16 protein-coding genes are annotated in these 18,360 nt (G+C 50.0%); 13 read left to right on the forward strand and 3 right to left on the reverse strand.

What is annotated here, in order from left to right:
* The first annotated feature begins 49 nt into the window (after positions 1–49).
* The 9 genes from JQX58_RS07015 (at position 50) to JQX58_RS07055 (ending at position 7,992) form a co-directional block, all read left to right on the forward strand.
* The gene (locus tag JQX58_RS07015) at positions 50–832 is read left to right on the forward strand and encodes a TSUP family transporter (RefSeq protein ID WP_204146122.1); all 783 of its coding nucleotides are present in this window, start codon (positions 50–52) and stop codon (positions 830–832) included.
* A gap of 130 nt (positions 833–962) precedes the next feature.
* Positions 963–1,388 (forward strand): GNAT family acetyltransferase, encoded by a 426-nt coding sequence (locus tag JQX58_RS07020; protein ID WP_204146123.1) that lies wholly within the window; start codon positions 963–965, stop codon positions 1,386–1,388.
* Positions 1,389–1,532: 144 nt separating this feature from the next.
* Positions 1,533–2,075: a copper chaperone PCu(A)C gene (locus JQX58_RS07025; protein WP_204146124.1), complete on the forward strand. Its 543-nt coding sequence runs from the start codon at positions 1,533–1,535 to the stop codon at positions 2,073–2,075.
* A gap of 92 nt (positions 2,076–2,167) precedes the next feature.
* On the forward strand, positions 2,168–2,767 hold the full coding sequence (locus JQX58_RS07030) for a gamma-glutamylcyclotransferase family protein (RefSeq protein WP_239090210.1): 600 nt from the start codon (positions 2,168–2,170) through the stop codon (positions 2,765–2,767).
* Positions 2,757–3,815: a class I SAM-dependent methyltransferase gene (locus JQX58_RS07035; RefSeq protein WP_204146126.1), complete on the forward strand. Its 1,059-nt coding sequence runs from the start codon at positions 2,757–2,759 to the stop codon at positions 3,813–3,815. The genes JQX58_RS07030 and JQX58_RS07035 overlap by 11 nt, the downstream gene beginning before the upstream one ends.
* A gap of 87 nt (positions 3,816–3,902) precedes the next feature.
* A complete protein-coding gene (locus JQX58_RS07040; RefSeq protein ID WP_204146127.1) occupies positions 3,903–4,946 on the forward strand; it encodes a GGDEF domain-containing protein in 1,044 nt (347 codons plus the stop codon).
* Between the two features lie 171 nt (positions 4,947–5,117).
* Positions 5,118–6,104 carry a TRAP transporter substrate-binding protein gene (locus tag JQX58_RS07045; protein WP_204146128.1) on the forward strand — a complete coding sequence of 329 codons (987 nt, stop codon included), beginning with the start codon at positions 5,118–5,120 and terminating at the stop codon, positions 6,102–6,104.
* Between the two features lie 62 nt (positions 6,105–6,166).
* Positions 6,167–6,697: a TRAP transporter small permease gene (locus JQX58_RS07050; protein ID WP_204146129.1), complete on the forward strand. Its 531-nt coding sequence runs from the start codon at positions 6,167–6,169 to the stop codon at positions 6,695–6,697.
* The gene (locus JQX58_RS07055) at positions 6,697–7,992 is read left to right on the forward strand and encodes a TRAP transporter large permease (RefSeq protein WP_204146130.1); all 1,296 of its coding nucleotides are present in this window, start codon (positions 6,697–6,699) and stop codon (positions 7,990–7,992) included. The genes JQX58_RS07050 and JQX58_RS07055 overlap by 1 nt, the downstream gene beginning before the upstream one ends.
* A 22-nt stretch (positions 7,993–8,014) precedes the next feature.
* Here JQX58_RS07055 and JQX58_RS07060 read toward each other — a convergent pair whose 3' ends face one another.
* A complete protein-coding gene (locus JQX58_RS07060; protein ID WP_204146131.1) occupies positions 8,015–8,719 on the reverse strand; it encodes an aspartate/glutamate racemase family protein in 705 nt (234 codons plus the stop codon).
* A gap of 48 nt (positions 8,720–8,767) precedes the next feature.
* Between JQX58_RS07060 and JQX58_RS07065 the strand changes: the two genes are divergently transcribed.
* The 4 genes from JQX58_RS07065 to JQX58_RS07080 all read left to right on the forward strand — a co-directional run bounded on the left by JQX58_RS07065 (position 8,768) and on the right by JQX58_RS07080 (position 15,621).
* Positions 8,768–10,003, forward strand: a complete 1,236-nt coding sequence (locus JQX58_RS07065) for an NAD(P)/FAD-dependent oxidoreductase (RefSeq protein WP_204146132.1) — start codon at positions 8,768–8,770, stop codon at positions 10,001–10,003.
* 12 nt (positions 10,004–10,015) lie between these two features.
* On the forward strand, positions 10,016–11,356 hold the full coding sequence (locus JQX58_RS07070) for a hypothetical protein (RefSeq protein ID WP_204146133.1): 1,341 nt from the start codon (positions 10,016–10,018) through the stop codon (positions 11,354–11,356).
* Between the two features lie 379 nt (positions 11,357–11,735).
* Positions 11,736–14,078, forward strand: a complete 2,343-nt coding sequence (locus JQX58_RS07075) for a membrane-bound PQQ-dependent dehydrogenase, glucose/quinate/shikimate family (RefSeq protein WP_204146134.1) — start codon at positions 11,736–11,738, stop codon at positions 14,076–14,078.
* A 217-nt stretch (positions 14,079–14,295) separates the two neighbouring features.
* Positions 14,296–15,621 carry a Na+/H+ antiporter NhaC family protein gene (locus JQX58_RS07080; protein ID WP_204146135.1) on the forward strand — a complete coding sequence of 442 codons (1,326 nt, stop codon included), beginning with the start codon at positions 14,296–14,298 and terminating at the stop codon, positions 15,619–15,621.
* An 82-nt stretch (positions 15,622–15,703) separates the two neighbouring features.
* On the opposite strand, the gene nhaC is transcribed toward JQX58_RS07080, so the two are convergent.
* The gene (gene nhaC, locus JQX58_RS07085; protein WP_204146136.1) at positions 15,704–17,224 is read right to left on the reverse strand and encodes a Na+/H+ antiporter NhaC; all 1,521 of its coding nucleotides are present in this window, start codon (positions 17,222–17,224) and stop codon (positions 15,704–15,706) included.
* A gap of 137 nt (positions 17,225–17,361) precedes the next feature.
* On the reverse strand, positions 17,362–18,357 hold the full coding sequence (locus JQX58_RS07090; protein WP_204146137.1) for a cytochrome-c peroxidase: 996 nt from the start codon (positions 18,355–18,357) through the stop codon (positions 17,362–17,364).
* Between the last annotated feature and the right edge of the window lie 3 nt (positions 18,358–18,360).

Here is an 18,360-nt window from a genome sequence, read left to right on the forward strand (position 1 = left end):
AAGCGTACAATAGTGGCGATTTTTTTTGTGTTTTGGGAGTACACGGCGCGTGGATTTTTTAATGTATTTGGTATTGGGCGCATGCTCTGGTGTGTTGGCAGGCTTATTTGGTATCGGTGGCGGTCTGATTATTGTGCCGGTGTTGGTGTTTAGTTTTGCGGCGCAAGGGGTAGCACCAGAAGTACTGACACACTTGGCAGTCGGGACCTCCCTTGCGGCCATTTTGTTTACCTCAATCAATTCGGTATTAGCGCACCACAAAAAAGGCGCGGTGTTGTGGCCGTTGGTGACTTGGTTAGCCGGAGGTATTTTAGTGGGCAGCGCTTTGGGGGGTGTCACAGCATCGCTGATTCCAGGCGAAGATTTGCAGCAGATCATTGGTGTGTTTGCCATCGTTATGGCGTTTCAAATGTGGTTTGGCTGGCGTCCAAAGGGCGATCCTAAACCTGTGGCTAAGCCAACATTGGTCGGTGCCGGCGGTATTATTGGTTGGGCCTCGGCGATCTTTGGCATTGGTGGCGGTTCTTTGATGGTGCCATTTTTGTCTTGGAAAGGAACAGAAATGAAGCAGGCGGTGGCCACATCTGCGGCCTGTGGTCTACCGATCGCATTGTCGGGAGCGTTGACTTTTATGGTCACTGGTTACGGCCACGCTGATTTGCCTGATAACAGCATTGGTTATGTCTATTTGCCGGCATTAGTGGGGATCGCGGCGACCAGTATGTTCAGTGCGCGCTTGGGCGCTCGTTTGGCACACAGTTTGGATTCCGGCTTGCTAAAAAAACTGTTTGCCGTGCTGTTACTGTTTGTCGGTAGCAGCTTCTTGTTTTAGTGAGACAATTGCCTAAGACATTCGTATAACTTTTGTACATTATCAGCGAACAAAATTGGTGCGCCATGGGCAAGCGCACCAGTTTTGTATATATTGAAGTGAAGAAGGTGTACCAAGAGGAGATGATGTGATGACAATAAGAAGGGTACAGCCAATCGATTTAGAGCCTCTTGTTGAGCTGTGGGAGATGGTCTTTCCGGACGATCCGTCACACAATGCGCCGCGCTCTATGCTACCCACTAAGCTGGATGTGGACGATTTAATCCTAGTCGCATGGGAAGAAGGTGTCATGGTGGGGGCATGTATGCTGGGCTATGACGGTCATCGTGGCTGGTTGTATGCCGTGGCAGTGCATCCTGAGCACCGTCGTAAAGGCATTGGCACAGATTTGATCAAGTCTGCATTTGATACCTTGCAGTCATTGGGCTGCATTAAGGTCAATCTTCAAGTCCGTGAAATTAACAACCCCGATCTGATTGCCTTTTATGAGTCCCTTGGCTTTAAAGTTGAGCCGCGCATCAGTATGGGCAAGCTGTTAGACGGGCCTTCTCTTTAGGCGCTACTGGGCGATCTTTGATCGCCTTTTGCCCAGCTTTTACCTACAATACCGCTGTTTTAGTCGCTAGCACCGCAGTCGTGGTGCTTAGTCGCATGCGCACTGCGAAGGTTTGTGCGCCGCCATTTTTTAAGGAGTTTTGCTATGTCCTTGCGCGTGTTACGCCAAATGCTGGCCGTTTGTGCTGCCTTAACCAGCACCTTGGTTTTGGCCAGTGATATCGAAATCAGTCAACCAGCCGTACGTGCCATGCCACCAGGGGCGCCTGCCAGTGGTGCTTATGTAACTTTGACTAATCACAGCGATCAAGTACGCCATTTGGTCAGCGTGGAAAGTGATGCGGCCAAGACTGTCGAGATTCATTTAAGCGAAATGCAGGGTGACACCATGAAAATGTCCCAAGTCGCTTCGGTCACTGTGCCAGCTCACGGGCAAGTGGCGTTACGCCCAGGTAGTTACCACATCATGATGATGGGACTGACTCAGCCGATTAAGGTGGGCGATCAGATTGACTTTACCTTGGTCATGCAAGACGGCGAGCGCATTGCTATGCAAGCTCCGGTGTTAGGGCCTGAGGACATGGCACGCTACACACCGGCAATGAAACACAAGATGATGGATCACTCTCAGCACCAGGGTGAAACAATGGATCACGGGGCACACCAAGCGGATCACGCCCATCATTAATGTCTAGCGGGCCAGCGGCAGCTGGCCTCACTCCGAATAACGGCGGCGCGCCGCCGTAAATCTCTGTTTTGCACACGTCCATGGGAGCGACTATGCAGCGCCACTATATACTTGGCTACGGCAGTCTCATCAGTTCAGAAAGTCGAGCCAAAACCGGTGAAACGGGCCAAGTTTGGCCGGTTAAATTACATGGCTTTGAGCGTCATTGGTCAGTGATGTCGCCAGAGCTTGGCATGAGCACGGTCGCCATCGTGCAAGCCGAAGATAAGTTCTGTAACGGCGTGCTGATCGAAGTGGCTGAGGATCAATTTCCGTTATTTGATGAGCGTGAGCAGGGTTATCATCGTGCTCAGATCGATAAGCAGCAGTTGCAAGCATACCAAGATGAGCCATTGCCAGAGGGCACCTACTGGGCGTATCACACCAATGAAATCGTCCACCCATGTGTGAATTATCCCATAACATTAAGTTATGTGGATGTGATTTTGTCAGGCTGTTTTGAGCATGGCGATGCGTTTATCACCGACTTTTTATCTTTAACCCGCGGTTGGCATGGACCACTGATCAATGATCGCCCGATGCCTGTGTATCCAAGGGCTCAACCTGACCTAGCGACCGAGCGCTTGAATCGCTTATTGGCGCCAGTGTCGACGCTTTCTATGAATGAGTTAGCCATTACCTATGAATCTTAATTCTCCTAGTTTATTGCTTGAGCGAAACGCCGAGCAGTTTCAAGGCAAGGTCTTATTTGCCAATCCTGAAGACCGTTATCCACAGATGCTCGCGAACGCGGCACAAGTGTCTGCATGGTGCCAATCTCACAGTGTGTTTGAGAGCTTGCAGCAAGCTGGCATGGGGGCTGAGTCGTTGCATTTTGGCGCCACGTGGGATGACAGCAAAGGAACAGAATTTGATCATGTGATCATCTATCAGCCCAAAGCCAAAGAGCTGTTGGATTATCTACTGGCGGCAACCTTGCCTCTTTTAAACAAGGGCGGCCAAGTTTGGCTAGTGGGAGATAATAAGAGCGGTGTGAAGTCTTCAATGAAGCGCTTACAAGGGCCGCTTGAAGACGTGGGTAAGTTTGATAGCGCGAAGCACTGTTTGCTGTACAGTGGATATAAACAAGCGCCAGCGAAGCCGTTTGTGTTTGAGGAGTGGATCACTACTTGGCAACAAGAAGTGGCAGGCCAGACGCTGACCTTGTGTAGCATTCCTGGTGTCTTTGGTCATGGTAAATTAGACAAAGGCACCGCGCTCTTATTAGAGCAGCTTCAGCAACATCGCTTTATGAGCGATGTGGCCAAGGCGCGTTTGCTCGATTTTGGTTGTGGCGATGGCATTATCAGTTTGTGGCTACACCAGCAGACCGGCGCTCATATTCATGCGCTAGATGACTCGGCGCTCGCCTTAAAGGCGACTGAGCTTACCTTTGCGGCCAATGAGTGTCATGACGCGCTTACGCTGATTGCGTCCAATGGTCTGGCGCAGGTCAAAGGACGCTTTAACTATGTGATCACCAATCCGCCATTTCACACGGGCGTGAGTACTGATTATTCGATCGCAGAGCGCTTTTTCATCAATGTGAAACAGCATTTGACGCTTAATGGTGAATTGTTTGTGGTGGCGAATGACTTTTTACGTTACCCGCCGCTGATGGATGCCGCGTTGAGTAAGCATACGGTGCTTACAAAAGCGCGTGGTTTTGCCGTTTACCATGCCCGACAAAAGAAGAATTAGGCTATACTTCCAAGCTTTGGCATGGATGCTGCTTATTCTTGGGCATAAGGATGAGTGCGCTATTTAGCGTTTGGGTGGAGGGAGTGCATGCTCCAGTATGTATTGGCGAAGTATTTGAATCTCAGCAAGGATGATGAGCAGTACCGCCACGTTAGCTTAATCTTGATTTACATCTTATCGTGTGTGGCCATCACCACGTTTTACTGCTTCTACAACACAGTGATTTTTGATAATCCAGTGATGTTTTACATCGACTTGGGTGGCACTGTGCTGGGATTGTTTGCCTTGTATGCTTTGCTAGGCCTAAAGCGTGTGCAATTGGCGTCTTTTATCTTGCTACTAATGGCGACCAGCGTCTGCCTATTGGTCATCTATCAGCGTGGCAACATCAACTATAACTTCGCTTGGGCGCTTATCAGCCCGTTAATGAGTATCTTTTTACTCGGTTATCTGTGGGGCAGTCTCTATACGCTCGCGTATTTTCTCTTAGTTGCATGGATTGGCTGGCAAGGTCTATACAGCTGGTCGGATTCGCCTTGGACTACCAGCGCACTGGTGAATGTGATGGCCATTTATCTGCTGCTGTTCATGTTTTCCTGTTATTTCGAGTCCAGTCGCCGCGCGGCACAACAACAGCTGCAAGCTTCTAATAAAAAGCTGCAGATGTTGGCGACCACTGATGCCCTAACTGGACTTTATAATCGTCGTTACATGGAAGATGAGCTGCTGAACTCCGAGGCGGAGGTGTTCTTCGTCATGGTTGATGTGGATGACTTTAAGCATGTGAATGATCAATTTGGGCACATGGCGGGCGATGAAGTGTTGGTCGGCTTGGCGCAAGAAATGCGTGATGTGGTCGGGGAGGAAGGCTGTGTTGGGCGCTGGGGTGGCGAGGAGTTCGTCATTATTTGGCGACTCGCTGATGCGATTACCTTGGCCGCACGTCTGGACGAGTTGTTACTGCAGGTTGCACGCCGTCCATTTGGTCTTGAGCGACCGATCACCATTAGTGCGGGGGCGGTCAAGCATGCCTCTAATGAGCATCGTGATGCGTTACGCAAAGTGGATGAGGCGCTTTATTTGGCAAAAATGTCGGGTAAAAACTGCTATCGCTTAGCGTTAAATGACTAAATTGTGCATAAAATATGTAAAACGGCGCTTTTTTGGCGTACAGCTTTGCACAAACTAATACAATACGCCCAATTTACTCTATCAACGCTAGGGTGCCGTTTTATCAGACATCGCTGATATCAGAGATGTGGGTCTCTGAGGGTAGCCAAATGTCACTTCAAGGAAATTAACATGAACAAAAACACATTTAAAAAGAGTGTTAAAGCAGCCGTTGGTGGGTTAGCGCTTAGCTTATCAAGCCTGACGCTGGCCGCTGAAACTTGGGATATGCCATTGGCCTATTCGGCCACCAATTACCATTCTGTGATCGCGAAAGAATTTGCCGAACAGGTTTCTGCCGCTCAGGATGAAGTCGAGATCGTGACACACCCTTCGGGCTCTCTATTTAAGGGTGGCGAGATTTATGGCGCGGTACGCCGTGGCTTGGCGCCAATTGGTGAGCGCTTGATTTCAGCCTTGAGTAACGAAAGTGCGATCTACTCTTTAGATGCGATTCCGTTTTTGGCGACGGATTTTGATTCGTCTTGGGATTTGTATCAAGCCTCCAAGCCAGCCTTAGAAGAGGTGCTGGATAAACACCGCTTGAAGTTGTTGTACTCTATTCCATGGCCGCCACAAGGCTTATTTGCCAACCGTGAGATCAACGAAATCGCGGACATGCAGGGACTAAAATTCCGTGCCTACAATCCGTCTACTTCGACCATCGCCGAACTAATGGGCGCGATTCCTACCAAAGTAGAAGCCGCTGAAGTGGCGCAAGCGTTTGCGACGGGCGTGGCAGAAAGCATGCTGTCATCAGGTTCGACAGGCTACGATCAAAAGCTTTGGGAGCACGTTGATTACTGGTACGACGTAAAAGCTTGGTTGCCTAAAAACATGGTATTTGTAAACAAGCGTGCGTGGCAGCAGCTGGATCAAGAGACGCAAGATGTAATCTTGGCGGCAGCGGCAGAAGCAGAGCAAAAGGGCTGGGCAAAAGCGCAAGAGTTGGCAGATTGGTATAAAGGCGAACTGGCGAAAAATGGCATGACCGTACAAGAAGCCAGTGACACGCTTAAAAACGAGTTAAAAGCGATTGGCGAGCAAATGACCAATGATTGGTTAGAAGACGCAGGCGAGGAAGGCCAAGCGGTAATCGACGCTTATCAAGCTATGTAAGATGCCACAAGGGTAGCGCCAAGCGCTGCCCTTGTCCGACTTCCTATCGCGGAATCTGTTCTATGTTTCTATGTTCTATTGGCAAGGGATTAGAAGGCTTATATAAGTTTTCTGGTGCTCTCGCCGCTTTGTGTTTAGTCTCGATGGCCTTGTGCGTCATTCTGAGTATTGTTACTCGTTTATTCGATGGTTACGTGCCTGGTTTGACCGAGATTGCTGGTTACTTGATGGGCGCGGCCAACTGTCTGGCGTTGGCGTATACCTTCCGCAATAAAGCGCACATCCAAGTCACTTTGTTTATCGAAAAAATGGGCGTTAAGCAGCAGCGTGGCTTTACCGTTTTTGCCCTCTTGATGACCTCTCTAATCACCCTTTATGTCGCGTATTACATGATTCGCCTGACCTATTTTTCATGGGACTTTCATGAGGTCAGTGATGGCTCGATTGCGCTACCGCTATGGATTCCACAAAGCGTCGTCACGCTGGGCACGATTCTATTTGCGATCAGTGTGGTGCACTCATTTTTCGAATACTGCTGGTTGCTGCTGACTGGGCAGGCCCCAAGCTCTAATGCTCAAGAAGAGGCGCTATAATGGATGAGATGTTATTGGCCGTGGCGTTGCTTGCGGTGCTGTTTTTTCTTTTGGGCTCAGGTATTTGGGTCGGTGCCAGCTTAATCGGCTGTGCCATAGTGGGTATGGAGCTGTTTACTGGTCGTCCTACGGGTGATTCGATGGCCATTACCATTTGGGGCTCGATTTCCTCTTGGACACTCACCTCTTTGCCGCTGTTTATCTGGATGGGTGAAATCCTGTTTCGCACCAAGTTATCAGAGACCTTGTTTAAAGGTCTGACGCCTTGGATGTATCGTTTACCAGGTGGGTTGCTGCATGTGAACATCACCGGCTCTGCGGTGTTTGCTGCGATCTCTGGCTCGTCAGCCGCCACGGTTGCGACGGTCGGTAAAATGTCGATCCCTGAGCTGAAGAAGCGTCGCTATAGCGACCGTATGATTGTTGGTACCTTGGCCGGTGCGGGCACGCTAGGCTTGCTGATTCCGCCTTCGGTATCGCTGATTATCTACGCGGTGACAGTAAATGAGTCGATTGCCAAGCTCTTTATGGCGGGCATTATTCCTGGTTTGATGCTGGCAGGCTTATTTATGGGCTATGTGGCGTTGAGCTCGTTTTTCCGTAAAAGTGGCGAAACCGATGATTTGTCGTTTAACTGGCGTGATAAGGCCTCGGCGCTGGTTAGTTTGAGCCCGATCGTGGCGCTGATCATCTGCGTGATTGGTTCTATTTATGCCGGCATTGCGACGGCAACTGAAGCGGCGGTTTTGGGCGTCGTTGGTTCATTACTGATTGCACTGATGCAAAAGAGCTTGGATTGGCAAAGTTTCCGTGACTCGCTAATGGGCGCCGTCAAAACCTCCAGTATGATTGCCTTTATCCTGATGGGCGCGCACTTTTTGTCGTTGGCAATGGGTTTTACCGGCTTGCCGCGTCATTTGGCTGAAGTAATCGGTGGCTGGGAGTTGTCGCCGTTAATGCTGATCGTAATTTTGACGGTCTTCTACATCATTTTAGGCTGCTTTTTGGATGGTTTGTCTTCCATCGTTTTGACTATGGCTGTCATCGAGCCGCTGGTGCGCCAAGCCGGTTTTGACATGATTTGGTTCGGCATTTATCTGATGATCGTGGTGGAAATGGCGCAAATTACGCCGCCAGTTGGCTTTAATCTGTTTGTGCTGCAATCCATGACGGGGCATAACATGGCGTTTATAGCGCGCGCCGCATTCCCGATGTTTTTGCTGATGATCATGGCGGTGTTCATCATGGTGTGGATACCGGAGCTGGCGACCTTTTTACCCAATGCGATGAAGTAAGCCTTCATCGCATTGTGGTGGCTTAGGCGTTCGCCATTACTTTGGATTGTTTGAACCACTCAATGGCTTGAATGATATCAAACGTAGGCAAGCCTAGCGCTTTGACCAGCGCGGCGCGGTAAGGTGAAAGGTTGGTGCATTCTAGGATCAGCACTTTGATATTAGGATGCGCTGCCACCAGTGCTTGGGCCGCCGTGACGACTTCTGCTTCGGCTTTGGCGGTATCAAGCGTCGGTCGATCTTGTTGGATGGTTTGATAAAGCTCGCCGTCTTTAGGGATGTCGCCGATGACGATGTCCGCGGCAAAGTGTCCACCGAAGTGCTTTTCGTTTAGTTTGTTGGCATCAAAGGTCAGTACGCCAATTTGCTCATCGGCGTTAGACAGAAAGTTGCGTGCAAAGGGGATGGTCAGCAGCGAGCTGGTGAGGACCGGAGTGCGGGTATGAGCTTTCAGCTCTTGCTGCATTTCACCTAAAAAGCCGCAGGTGGTTACGATCAAGTCGATACCTTGCTGTTCAAGTTGAGTTAAGCGCGCAAAAATATCTTGTTTGGTGGCAGGATCGACGCCGTTGGCGCTGACGATGGCACTGACCGTGGCCGACGGTACACGTTGATACACCACGTCAAAATCAAAGGAGTCAGGATTGCCGATATCCCCCAGTACACGCGGAAAGTGTGTATTAAGCATGATGACACCCAGTGAAAAGGTGTGCTCTGAATTCGACATGTGTTTTGCGTCCTAGTAATAGTTTTTCAGTTTTTATAGAGGCATTAGATGGTTAGCGTCTACGTAGTTGGAGCAGGTATTGTGGGCGTCAGTTGTGCGCTGAACCTGTTGGAGAAGGGCTATAAAGTTACTTTAATTGACCGCTCAAGTGAAGTGAAAGAAACGTCCTTTGGTAATGCTGGTGTGATTGCTCGCAGCTCGGCCTTTTTGATCAATAATCGTAATTTAATCCCGAGCTTGCACAAGTATGCTTTTAACAAAAGCTTAGGGGTGCGCTTGGATTATCGCTACTTGTTAAAGAACGCTGGTTGGGCGGCGCAGTTCCTGTATCAGTCCTTAGAAGTCAACTCCGATAAAAATATCCGCGCGCTTAATCGCCTGATAAAGCCTGCTTTGGCGGAGCATAAAAAGTGGTTGGCTCAAGCGGGGCAGTTACATCGTTTGCAAGAAGGTGGCTGGTTGAAATTGTTTCGCTCGCCCAATGGACTAAACTCTACGGGCTATGAGCAATCGATTTACAAGCAACTTGGCATCGCTTACCAAGAGTTAGATGAAGCGCAAATCCAAGCGTTGGAGCCGGCGCTAAACCCTATTTATAAGTGTGGTTTGCACATTAAAGATACCGCTTCAGTGGATCATCCTGGAGAAGTGACACAAGCCTACATCGATTTGTTTGTCGCCCGTGGCGGTGAGCGAGTGATCGATCAAGTATCGCGTTTGTCGCGTGAAGGTGAGCAGGTTGTATTGCACGGTGAAGCTGATCTTTATCGCGCCGACCGTTTAGTATTAGCGGCGGGACCTTGGTCCAATGATTTGTTGAAAAGTATCGCTAAGCCATTGCCCATGTGTTTTGAGCGCGGCTACCACCAACACTTTGCGGTTCGCTCAGAGAAGCGTTTACAGCGTCCATTTTTAGATGCCGAAAAGTCTTTTGTGATGACGCTGACCAGCCAAGGCTACCGTGTCACCAGTGGTTCAGAGCTAAAGGACAAAGACGCACAGTGTTCGCCTGATCAGTTATTTGACGTCATGCCGTTTGCGCGCCAAGCATTGCCGTTTGGCGAGCTTGTGACGGACTCTTTGTGGCAGGGTAATCGTCCGACGCTGCCCGACTCCTTGCCTGCGATCGGCCCTTGTCCGCAGCAGGCGAATATTTGGTTGGCGTTTGGCCACCAACATGTGGGCTTTAGTACGGGGCCGATAACCGGGCGCTTAATTGCGCAAATGATCGCAGGGGAGCGTGCTGATATTGATTGTGCGCCTTTTTCACCTGCACGTTTTTAAATAGGAAGCATGATGCAATCAAGCAGGGAATCGCTGTCATCACTCGTTCAACTAGCGCTGTCAGGCTATGGCGTGGCGCTGGGCTGCGCGGTGTTTTTGTGTGCTTTGATTCCTCAGCTGAGCTTTTTGACGCCGGTTGCAGCCATGATCTATTGGCTGGTGTGCTTGCATGCTTGGCCACGAGTAAATCGCCGTAATAAGCGTCAGATCGTGTTTTTGTTGGCGGTAGGGCTCACTGCTTTGCTAGTGGCCTTGTCGACCTCGGTAGCGATTCCAGTATGGCATTTACTAGAAGGTAACTTGGCGATCGTGGCGATGCTGTCGGCGGTATCGTTTCTGGGGTTGCTACCGGATACGGTGAAACAAAGCAAAGCGGTCCTCGGCGGTAAGGGCGTGGTCAGTACTTGGTCGAGTGTCCAGCTGCTTGGGGCGGTCATCAATATGTCGTCGGTCTTTGTGGTTGGGGATAAGTTACAGCGCTTATCCAAAGACATGTCCCCAGCTCAGTTTTCGGTGCTGGTGCGGGCGCTGACCAGTGCTGGTTGGTGGTCACCGTTTTTTGCCTCGGTGGCGGTCGCTTTATCGATTGCGCCCGCGGCGCAGTTTCATCAGTTGGCGCTGATTGGTGTGCCGATCGCTGTGATCGCTTGTCTCATGACGCTTTGGGAGTTTAAACGCCAGCAAACCATGCGCGATTTTGTGGGCTTTCCGCTGGCGCTAAGCTCGCTACTCTTTCCTGTGACACTGGCACTGATGGTGCTGGTGTTTCACTATTTTATCCTGCCCGATGTGGCGATTTTGGCCATCGTCACCTTGCTGAGTCCTGTCTCGGTGATTGTTTTGTTGCTGATGCGCAGTGGACCTCGCAACACTAAGCAGCGCTTACAGAATCATGCTCAAGTGCGTTTGGCGAATATGGCCAATGAGCTATCACTGTTTTTGGCGGCGGGCTTTTTAACCACCACGGTCAGTTTGGCCCTTAAAGGTGTGCTGGGAGACGATTGGTCGCTGTTTGCGCAGTTTGGCTTCTTGCAGGCTTATCTCTGTTACTTGGCCATTTGTGGCATTGCTTTGTTAGGGCTGCATCCGATTGTGGGAATTTCTTTGATGAGTTCCATGGTGCCCGCGGCAGATGTTAATAATACCTTGTTGGCGTTTGTGGCCCTTTGTGCATGGGCGGTTGGTACCTCGGTGAGTCCGTTATCGGGTATCAATTTATCCGTGTCAGGTAAATATGATGTGGATAATTTTCAGTTAGCTAAAAGCAACTGGTGGTATGGCGCGGTGATGTCTGGGTGGGTCGCCATTGCTATGTGGGTGTTAAGTTGGGCGCTTGAGGTTGGTGTTAGCTAAACACGATGTTTGGTGCAAAAAGGCTGTTTAGTTGATGAAATCAACAACCCTTGAATCGTGTAAATGAAAGTGATGTTTAATTGTCTTTGCACTTTAAAATTAGCGCGGATGGCTGTTTAAACGGCGTTATAAAAGCAGTTTTTTGTGGTTCTTTTCTGTATTTTTAAAAAGAAAAAACAGTTTATTACGGCTCAAATAATAATCTGGATCACTTTTTAGCATGAAAAGTGTGTAAAACTTTCCAGCTGACACTTTGCACTATTTAGACGCATTCCATTCATTAAGGAAGTTTGCTTACAGAACTTTACCAAAGTGCAAGACTTACCTACTCTCTAACGATTACAACTCTAATCTAATCTGCAGGGAGCCATTTTCCATCATGTTTATCTTATCGATTCTGTTCATTTTGCTCGGCGTCGTTCTAACCATAGGTGGTATTTGGTTACTGGCGGTTGGCGGCAGTGCTTATTACGTCATTCTGGGCGTGTCCTTACTTTTAGTGGGTGGTTTGTTGAAAAAACAGCGCCGCTTAGCCAATGGTCTATATGCAGCACTACTACTTGGCAGTATGGTGTGGGCATTATGGGAGTCTGGCTTAAGCTGGTGGCCACTGGCCAGCCGCATGGGCATGTTGCTAGTGTTAGCGCTACCTTTGCTGATTTTTGTAGGGCGCAAAAATGCTGGCGCGCAGCGTTTCTTATTACCTGTCTGGGGCATCAGTACCCTGATTACTCTGAGCCCTTTGGCGATGGACGATCCGACCGCGACCGAAGGTACTATGGCGCAGCAAGTAGTGTCACCTAATGCCAATATTGGCTTAGAAGACGATAGTGAGTGGCTCGCTTATGGCCGCTCTAATTTAGGTCAGCGCTACTCGCCGCTTAATCAAATTACCACCGACAACGTGACCGATTTAGAGCTTGCTTGGCAATACCAAACGGGTGATACCAAGGGACCGCAAGATGTCACGGAAACCACCTATCAGGTGACGCCGCTTAAAATTGGCAATGCTCTCTACATTTGTACACCACATAACTGGTTGATCGCACTGAACGCCGACACCGGTGAAGAGCTGTGGAAATACGATGCCAAAGTACCTGCCGAAAGCCAGCGTCAGCACCAAACTTGTCGTGGCGTTTCGTATTTAGAACCTAGCAATAGTTCCGCTGAAAATGTGGCGCTTAATATGGAGCAGCCATCTGAGCAGCTAGCGCCGGTGCAATGTGATGCGCAGCTATACATGCCGACATCAGATGCGCGCTTGCTGGCAGTGGATCCGGCCACAGGTGCCTTGTGTGAGAACTTTGCCGACAACGGCGTGCTAGACCTAATGCACAACATGCCATTTACGCAATCGGGCTATTACTACTCAACGTCACCACCATTGGTAGCAGGTGGTGTGGTCGTGGTCGCCGGTGCGGTGAATGATAACTACGATATTAATTCGCCATCAGGTGTCATTCGTGCCTACGATGTTAAAACTGGTGAGCTTCAATGGAACTGGGATTCAGGTCATCCAGATGATACGGCGCCAATTGGTGCAGATGAAACCTACGCGGTGAGCTCGCCTAATAGTTGGTCAGTAGCCAGTGCCGATGAAGAGCTAGGCCTTGCTTACTTCCCGATGGGCAACCGTACGCCAGATCAGTTGGGCATGTATCGTTCGCCAGCAGAAGAAAAATACGCGACCTCTGTAGTGGCGCTGAGCTTAGAGACCGGTCAACCACAATGGGTGCAGCAATTTGTCCATCATGACCTTTGGGATATGGATACGCCAGCCCAACCGGTGTTGCTAGACTTGGATACTGAGCAAGGCAATCAACCTGCTTTAGTGGTGCCGACCAAGCAAGGGGATGTCTATGTGCTGAACCGTGCTACTGGCGAGCCGATCTTCCCGATTACAGAAGAGCCTGCTCCGCAGGGCGCGATCCCTGGTGACTTTACCGCACCGACGCAGCCGACTTCGGCGGTGACCTTTAAGCCTGAGCCTTTAACGGAAGCGAAAATGTGGGGCGCCACACCGATCGATCAAATGTTGTGTCGTATCGAGTTTAATCAGTTGGATTACCAAGGGCGCTACACGCCACCGTCCGAAAACGGCTCGTTGATTTATCCTGGTAACTTTGGTGTGTTCAACTGGGGCAGCGTGGCCGTGGATCCGCGTCGCCAAGTGATGTTTGGCATGCCGCTTTACCTAGCCTTCACCTCTAAGTTAGTCGCCAAAGGTGGCCAAGACCTAGGTGAAACCAACCAAGGTGAGCAAGGCTTGAATGAAAACGCTGGCGCACCTTATGCGGTAGAAATGGGACCATTCTTATCACCCGTTGGCATTCCTTGTCAGCAGCCGCCTTGGGGCTATGTGGCGGGTGTTGATTTGCAGACAGGTAAAACCGCTTGGCAACACAAGAACGGAACTATCCAAGATCTGACACCGCTGAATTTGCCGATCAAAATGGGTGTGCCAGGTATCGGTGGCCCGATTATCACGGACAGTGGCGTAGCCTTTATGGCGGCCAGCATTGATGACTACTTGCGTGCCTACGATGTCAAAACGGGCAACCAGCTATGGGAGACGCGTTTACCAGCCGGCGGTCAAGCAACGCCAATGACCTATTTAAACAGCCGCGGCGAGCAAATCGTGGTGCAGGTTGCAGGTGGCCACGGCTCACTAGGAACAACCATTGGCGACTATGTGGTGGCTTATAAATTGCCATCTAATTGATTTTAAATGAAAAGTTAAAAAGCCCAGCAATGTCTGGGCTTTTTTATGCTTTTTTGTTTGATGTTGGCTTTCTGAGAGTTGTTTTGGTTATAACGAAACGTTGTCCAACAGATCAAAATTGATATTGGCAGTCAGAGTTCAAATTTCTTATCATTCCGCGCCAATAGTAGCCAAAAGCTACGATCTCCAAGAATTTTAACTGGAAACAACAGTAATTATGACAAAACCAACTCCTGTGGCGTTACTGCCGCTCGTGCTTTTCTTGACGCTCTTTGTTGGCAGCGGTCTGTGGTACCAAAGCCTTGGCAAAGAATTCGCGTTTTACCAAATCCAAGCCCCTGTCGCGATTTTGCCTGCGATTGTGCTGGCGTTGATCTTGGGTCGTGGTGCATTGCAGTCGCGCATTGAAACCTTTGTTAAAGGGGTGGGCGATCAGACGATCATTACCATGGTGCTGATTTATTTGCTGGCGGGTGCTTTTGCTAGTGTTGCTAAAGCCATTGGTGGCGTCGATGCGACTGTTAACTTTGGCTTAAGCGTGATTCCTTCAAGCTTTATCTTGCCCGGTATCTTTATCATTACGGCGTTTGTGGCAACATCAATGGGTACTTCTATGGGCACCATCGCTGCGATTGCACCGATTGCTGTAGGTGTGGCGGAAGTGACGGATTTGCCATTGCTGACGACAGTAGGCGCGGTCGTGGGCGGTGCGATGTTTGGCGATAACTTATCGATCATTTCCGACACCACGATCGCAGCGACCCGTACGCAAGGCTGTGATATGCGTGATAAGTTTCGCATGAACTTCAAAATTGCTTTACCAGCAGCGGTATTGGTGTTGGTTTGGTTGTTTTTCCAAGGCTCACAAGCACACCTTGACGATCTAAAAGAGTATGACTTGTTGCTGGTATTGCCTTATGTCGCGGTACTGGTGTTGGCCGTATTGGGCGTCAATGTATTACTCGTTTTGTTTACCGGCATCGTACTGGCAGGTGGTATTGGCCTGTCGAACATGGACGATTACAACGTTGCGCAGTGGTCACAAGATATCTACGCAGGCTACACCGGCATGCAAGAAATCATGATCTTGTCGCTACTGATCGGTGGCTTAGGCGCGTTGATGAAAGCTCAAGGTGGCCTTGATTGGATTGTGAAGACAATTGAAGGCATCAGCCGTCGTCTCGGTGCCAAAGAAGGCTCAAACAAAGCCGGTGAGCTGAGTATCAGTACCTCGGTGGCGCTAACTAACCTATGTACCGCGAACAATACTGTCGCCATCTTGATTTCTGGTTCTGTTGCTAAAGATGTGGCCACTCGTTATGGCGTTGACCCACGTCGTAGTGCCAGCTTATTGGATATTTTCTCGTGTGTGATTCAGGGCTTAATCCCTTACGGCGCTCAAGTGCTGTTGGCTTCTTCGCTGGCTGGCGTGTCGCCTATCGAACTGATTACTCATGTTCAGTACAGCTGGATTCTTGCCGTTGTGGCGTTGCTGTCGATTGTCTTTGCTTGGCCAAAAGCAGCTGCCAAAGCCACAGCCTAAAAGTTATTTAGGCCGTTCATTAAAAAGCCGAGTGCGGTGCTATCCCTACTCGGCTTTTTTTATGCATACAAACTGATAGCGCTTAGCTTTGGGCAGGCTGTTCTGCCATAGAAGTGATACGACCTTGGTCGTCAAACTCAGCAATGCTTTCGTCTTTTTCACGCCATTCTGCTTGTTCCACATCCGATGCCTTAGGTGAGAATAGCCCCAGCTGTGCGTACAGCAAGCCCAGCACCGGTGAGATCCAGCAGGCGAACGCCAATGGAATGTAGAGTAGGTTTTCGAAATTACCGTCGGCAATGCCTAACCCCAGTGCTGTTACCACAAAGGCACCACCCGCATTCCAAGGAATCAGCGGTGAAATCAGCGTGCCGCCTTCTTCTGTGGCGCGTGATAAGTTAAGCGTTGAGTACTTCATACCACGGTACACTGGCGCGTACATGCGACCCGGTAGGGCAATCGACAAGTATGGGTCACCCGCGACAAGGTTGGTTGCCACCGAGGTAAACGTAGCAGACGTTTGTAGGCCCTTAAACGAACGTACCTTAGACATGATGGTACGGATAATCGACTCAAGACAGCCGGTTTTCTCTAGTGAGCCACCAAATGCCAAGGCAATCAGTACCAAAGAAATGGTCCACATCATGGACTGGATGCCGCCGCGGTTTAGCAGGCTATTGATCTCATCCGAAGCCGTTTGGATGCTATAACCACTGTTGGCAAAGGTGACGACTTCATACAAGCTTGCACCTTGTGCCCACATGGCGGCCAAACCACCGGTCAGGACACCGACAAACAAGGATGGCAACGGCGGCATGCGCATCACCGCCAAGGCAATAACAATGATCGCAGGTAGTAGCAGCCAGACTGAAATATCAAAGTTCGCCTGCAAGGTCGATGTGATCGACGTAATGCGTTCAAACGAGGCACTGTCATCACCAATCAAGGTAAAGCCCGCCACAAAGTAAATCACCAAGCCGATTAGCATGGCTGGCACCGTGGTTGGCATCATGTTTTTAATGTGTGAGAACAAATCTACGCCAGTCACCGCTGGCGCAAGGTTGGTTGTGTCTGACAGTGGCGAGACTTTATCGCCGAAGAAGGCGCCAGACACTACGGCACCGGCGGTCCAGTACATAGGGATATCAAAGCCTGCACCGATGCCCATTAGGGCCAAACCAACCGTACCCACGGTGCCCCAAGAAGTACCAAGCGATACCGATACCACGGCACATAGGATCATCGCCGCCGCTAAGAAAATCTGTGGTGATAAAATGGTGAGGCCGTAATAGATCAGCGTCGGTACTGTGCCACTGGCGATCCAGACGCCGACAATCATACCGACCAAAATCAAGATAGCGACCGAAGGTAAGCCCACGTGGACTACGTGCAGCATACCGGTTTCGATATCTTTCCATTTAAAGCCAAGTTTGATTCCGACCAGACCTGTGATCGCGATCCCGATTGAAAGCGGGACATGCGGGGTAAAGTCACCGAAGTAGAAAATTTGAATGCCTAGAATGATCAACGTCAACACGACAGGGACCATGGCTAGGCCAAAGCTCGGCTTTTGCACCGTGCTTTTGGCAGCATCAGAAGCCATATAATATTCCTTTTATGATGGGTAAAAACAGCATACGTCAGCGCAGCGTGATTAGGCCCAAAGCCGCTCTGCACTGAGTTAAAAAGATAAAGCCAGACAAGGGGTTGAGTAAAGACCTGTCTGGCTTAGTTGTGGTGTTAATCAAACGGCTTTGGTGCAGGAGTTTGATCTACTGAGGGCGGAAGAATCGGTAAGGTAAACTGTGGTTGGTCACCTGTCAGCGATTTTAAGAACGCAACAATCGCGGCATTGTCGGCAGCGGAGAACTGACGCCCTAATTGTAAGCGTCCCATAATGTCGACAGCCTCAGTCAAGGTCGCGGCTTCACCATCATGGAAGTAGGGATACGTTAGCTCCACATTGCGTAGCGTCGGAACTTTAAACATGAAGCGATCAGCGTCTTTACCGGTCACAGCGACACGACCCTCAGCACTGTTGTTCGTTTTATAGGGTTCGATAATGCCCATTTTCTGAAACGAATTACCACCAGCAGCGGGGCCATTATGACACGCGGTACAGCCGCTCTCTTTGAATAGAGCATAGCCCGATTTTTCGGTCTCGGTCAGTGCGTCTTCATCCCCCATGAGCCACTGGTCAAAGGGCGAATTGGGTGTGACCAAGGTTTTCTCGAACTCGGCGATAGCGTCGGTCATTAGGTCGATCGAGATACTTTGGGGGCCGAAGACTTGCTGGAATTCCCGTTGATAACCTGGAATCGAGTCGATGACGCTTACCGCGAGTAAGTGAGTCGAGCCCATTTCGCCTGGGTTAGCGATTGGACCGCCTGCTTGCTCTTTCAAGTCTTTTGCTCGGCCGTCCCAAAATTGTGCGAGGTTCAGGCTAGAGTTAAGCACGGTGGGGGAGTTTATCGGCCCTTGCTGCCAACGATCGCCGATCGACGTTTTTAAATTATCCGTACCGCCCATACTCAAGTTGTGGCAAGAGTTACATGAGATGAAGCCTGATTTAGACAAACGAGGATCAAAGTAAAGCTTTTTGCCCAGCTCTGCTTTGGCTAGATTGATTGTTTTGACGGGCTCGATTGGTTGGATGGGTTCTTGGGCGACCGCTGCACCGGCAAGCAGTACGACCGAAGTCGCGATCAAAGTTTTAGGTAATGCCAAACATTGCATGTT

Origin of the sequence: Marinomonas ostreistagni (assembly GCF_016888445.1) — a bacterium.
In the GTDB taxonomy this organism is placed as follows: domain Bacteria; phylum Pseudomonadota; class Gammaproteobacteria; order Pseudomonadales; family Marinomonadaceae; genus Marinomonas; species Marinomonas ostreistagni.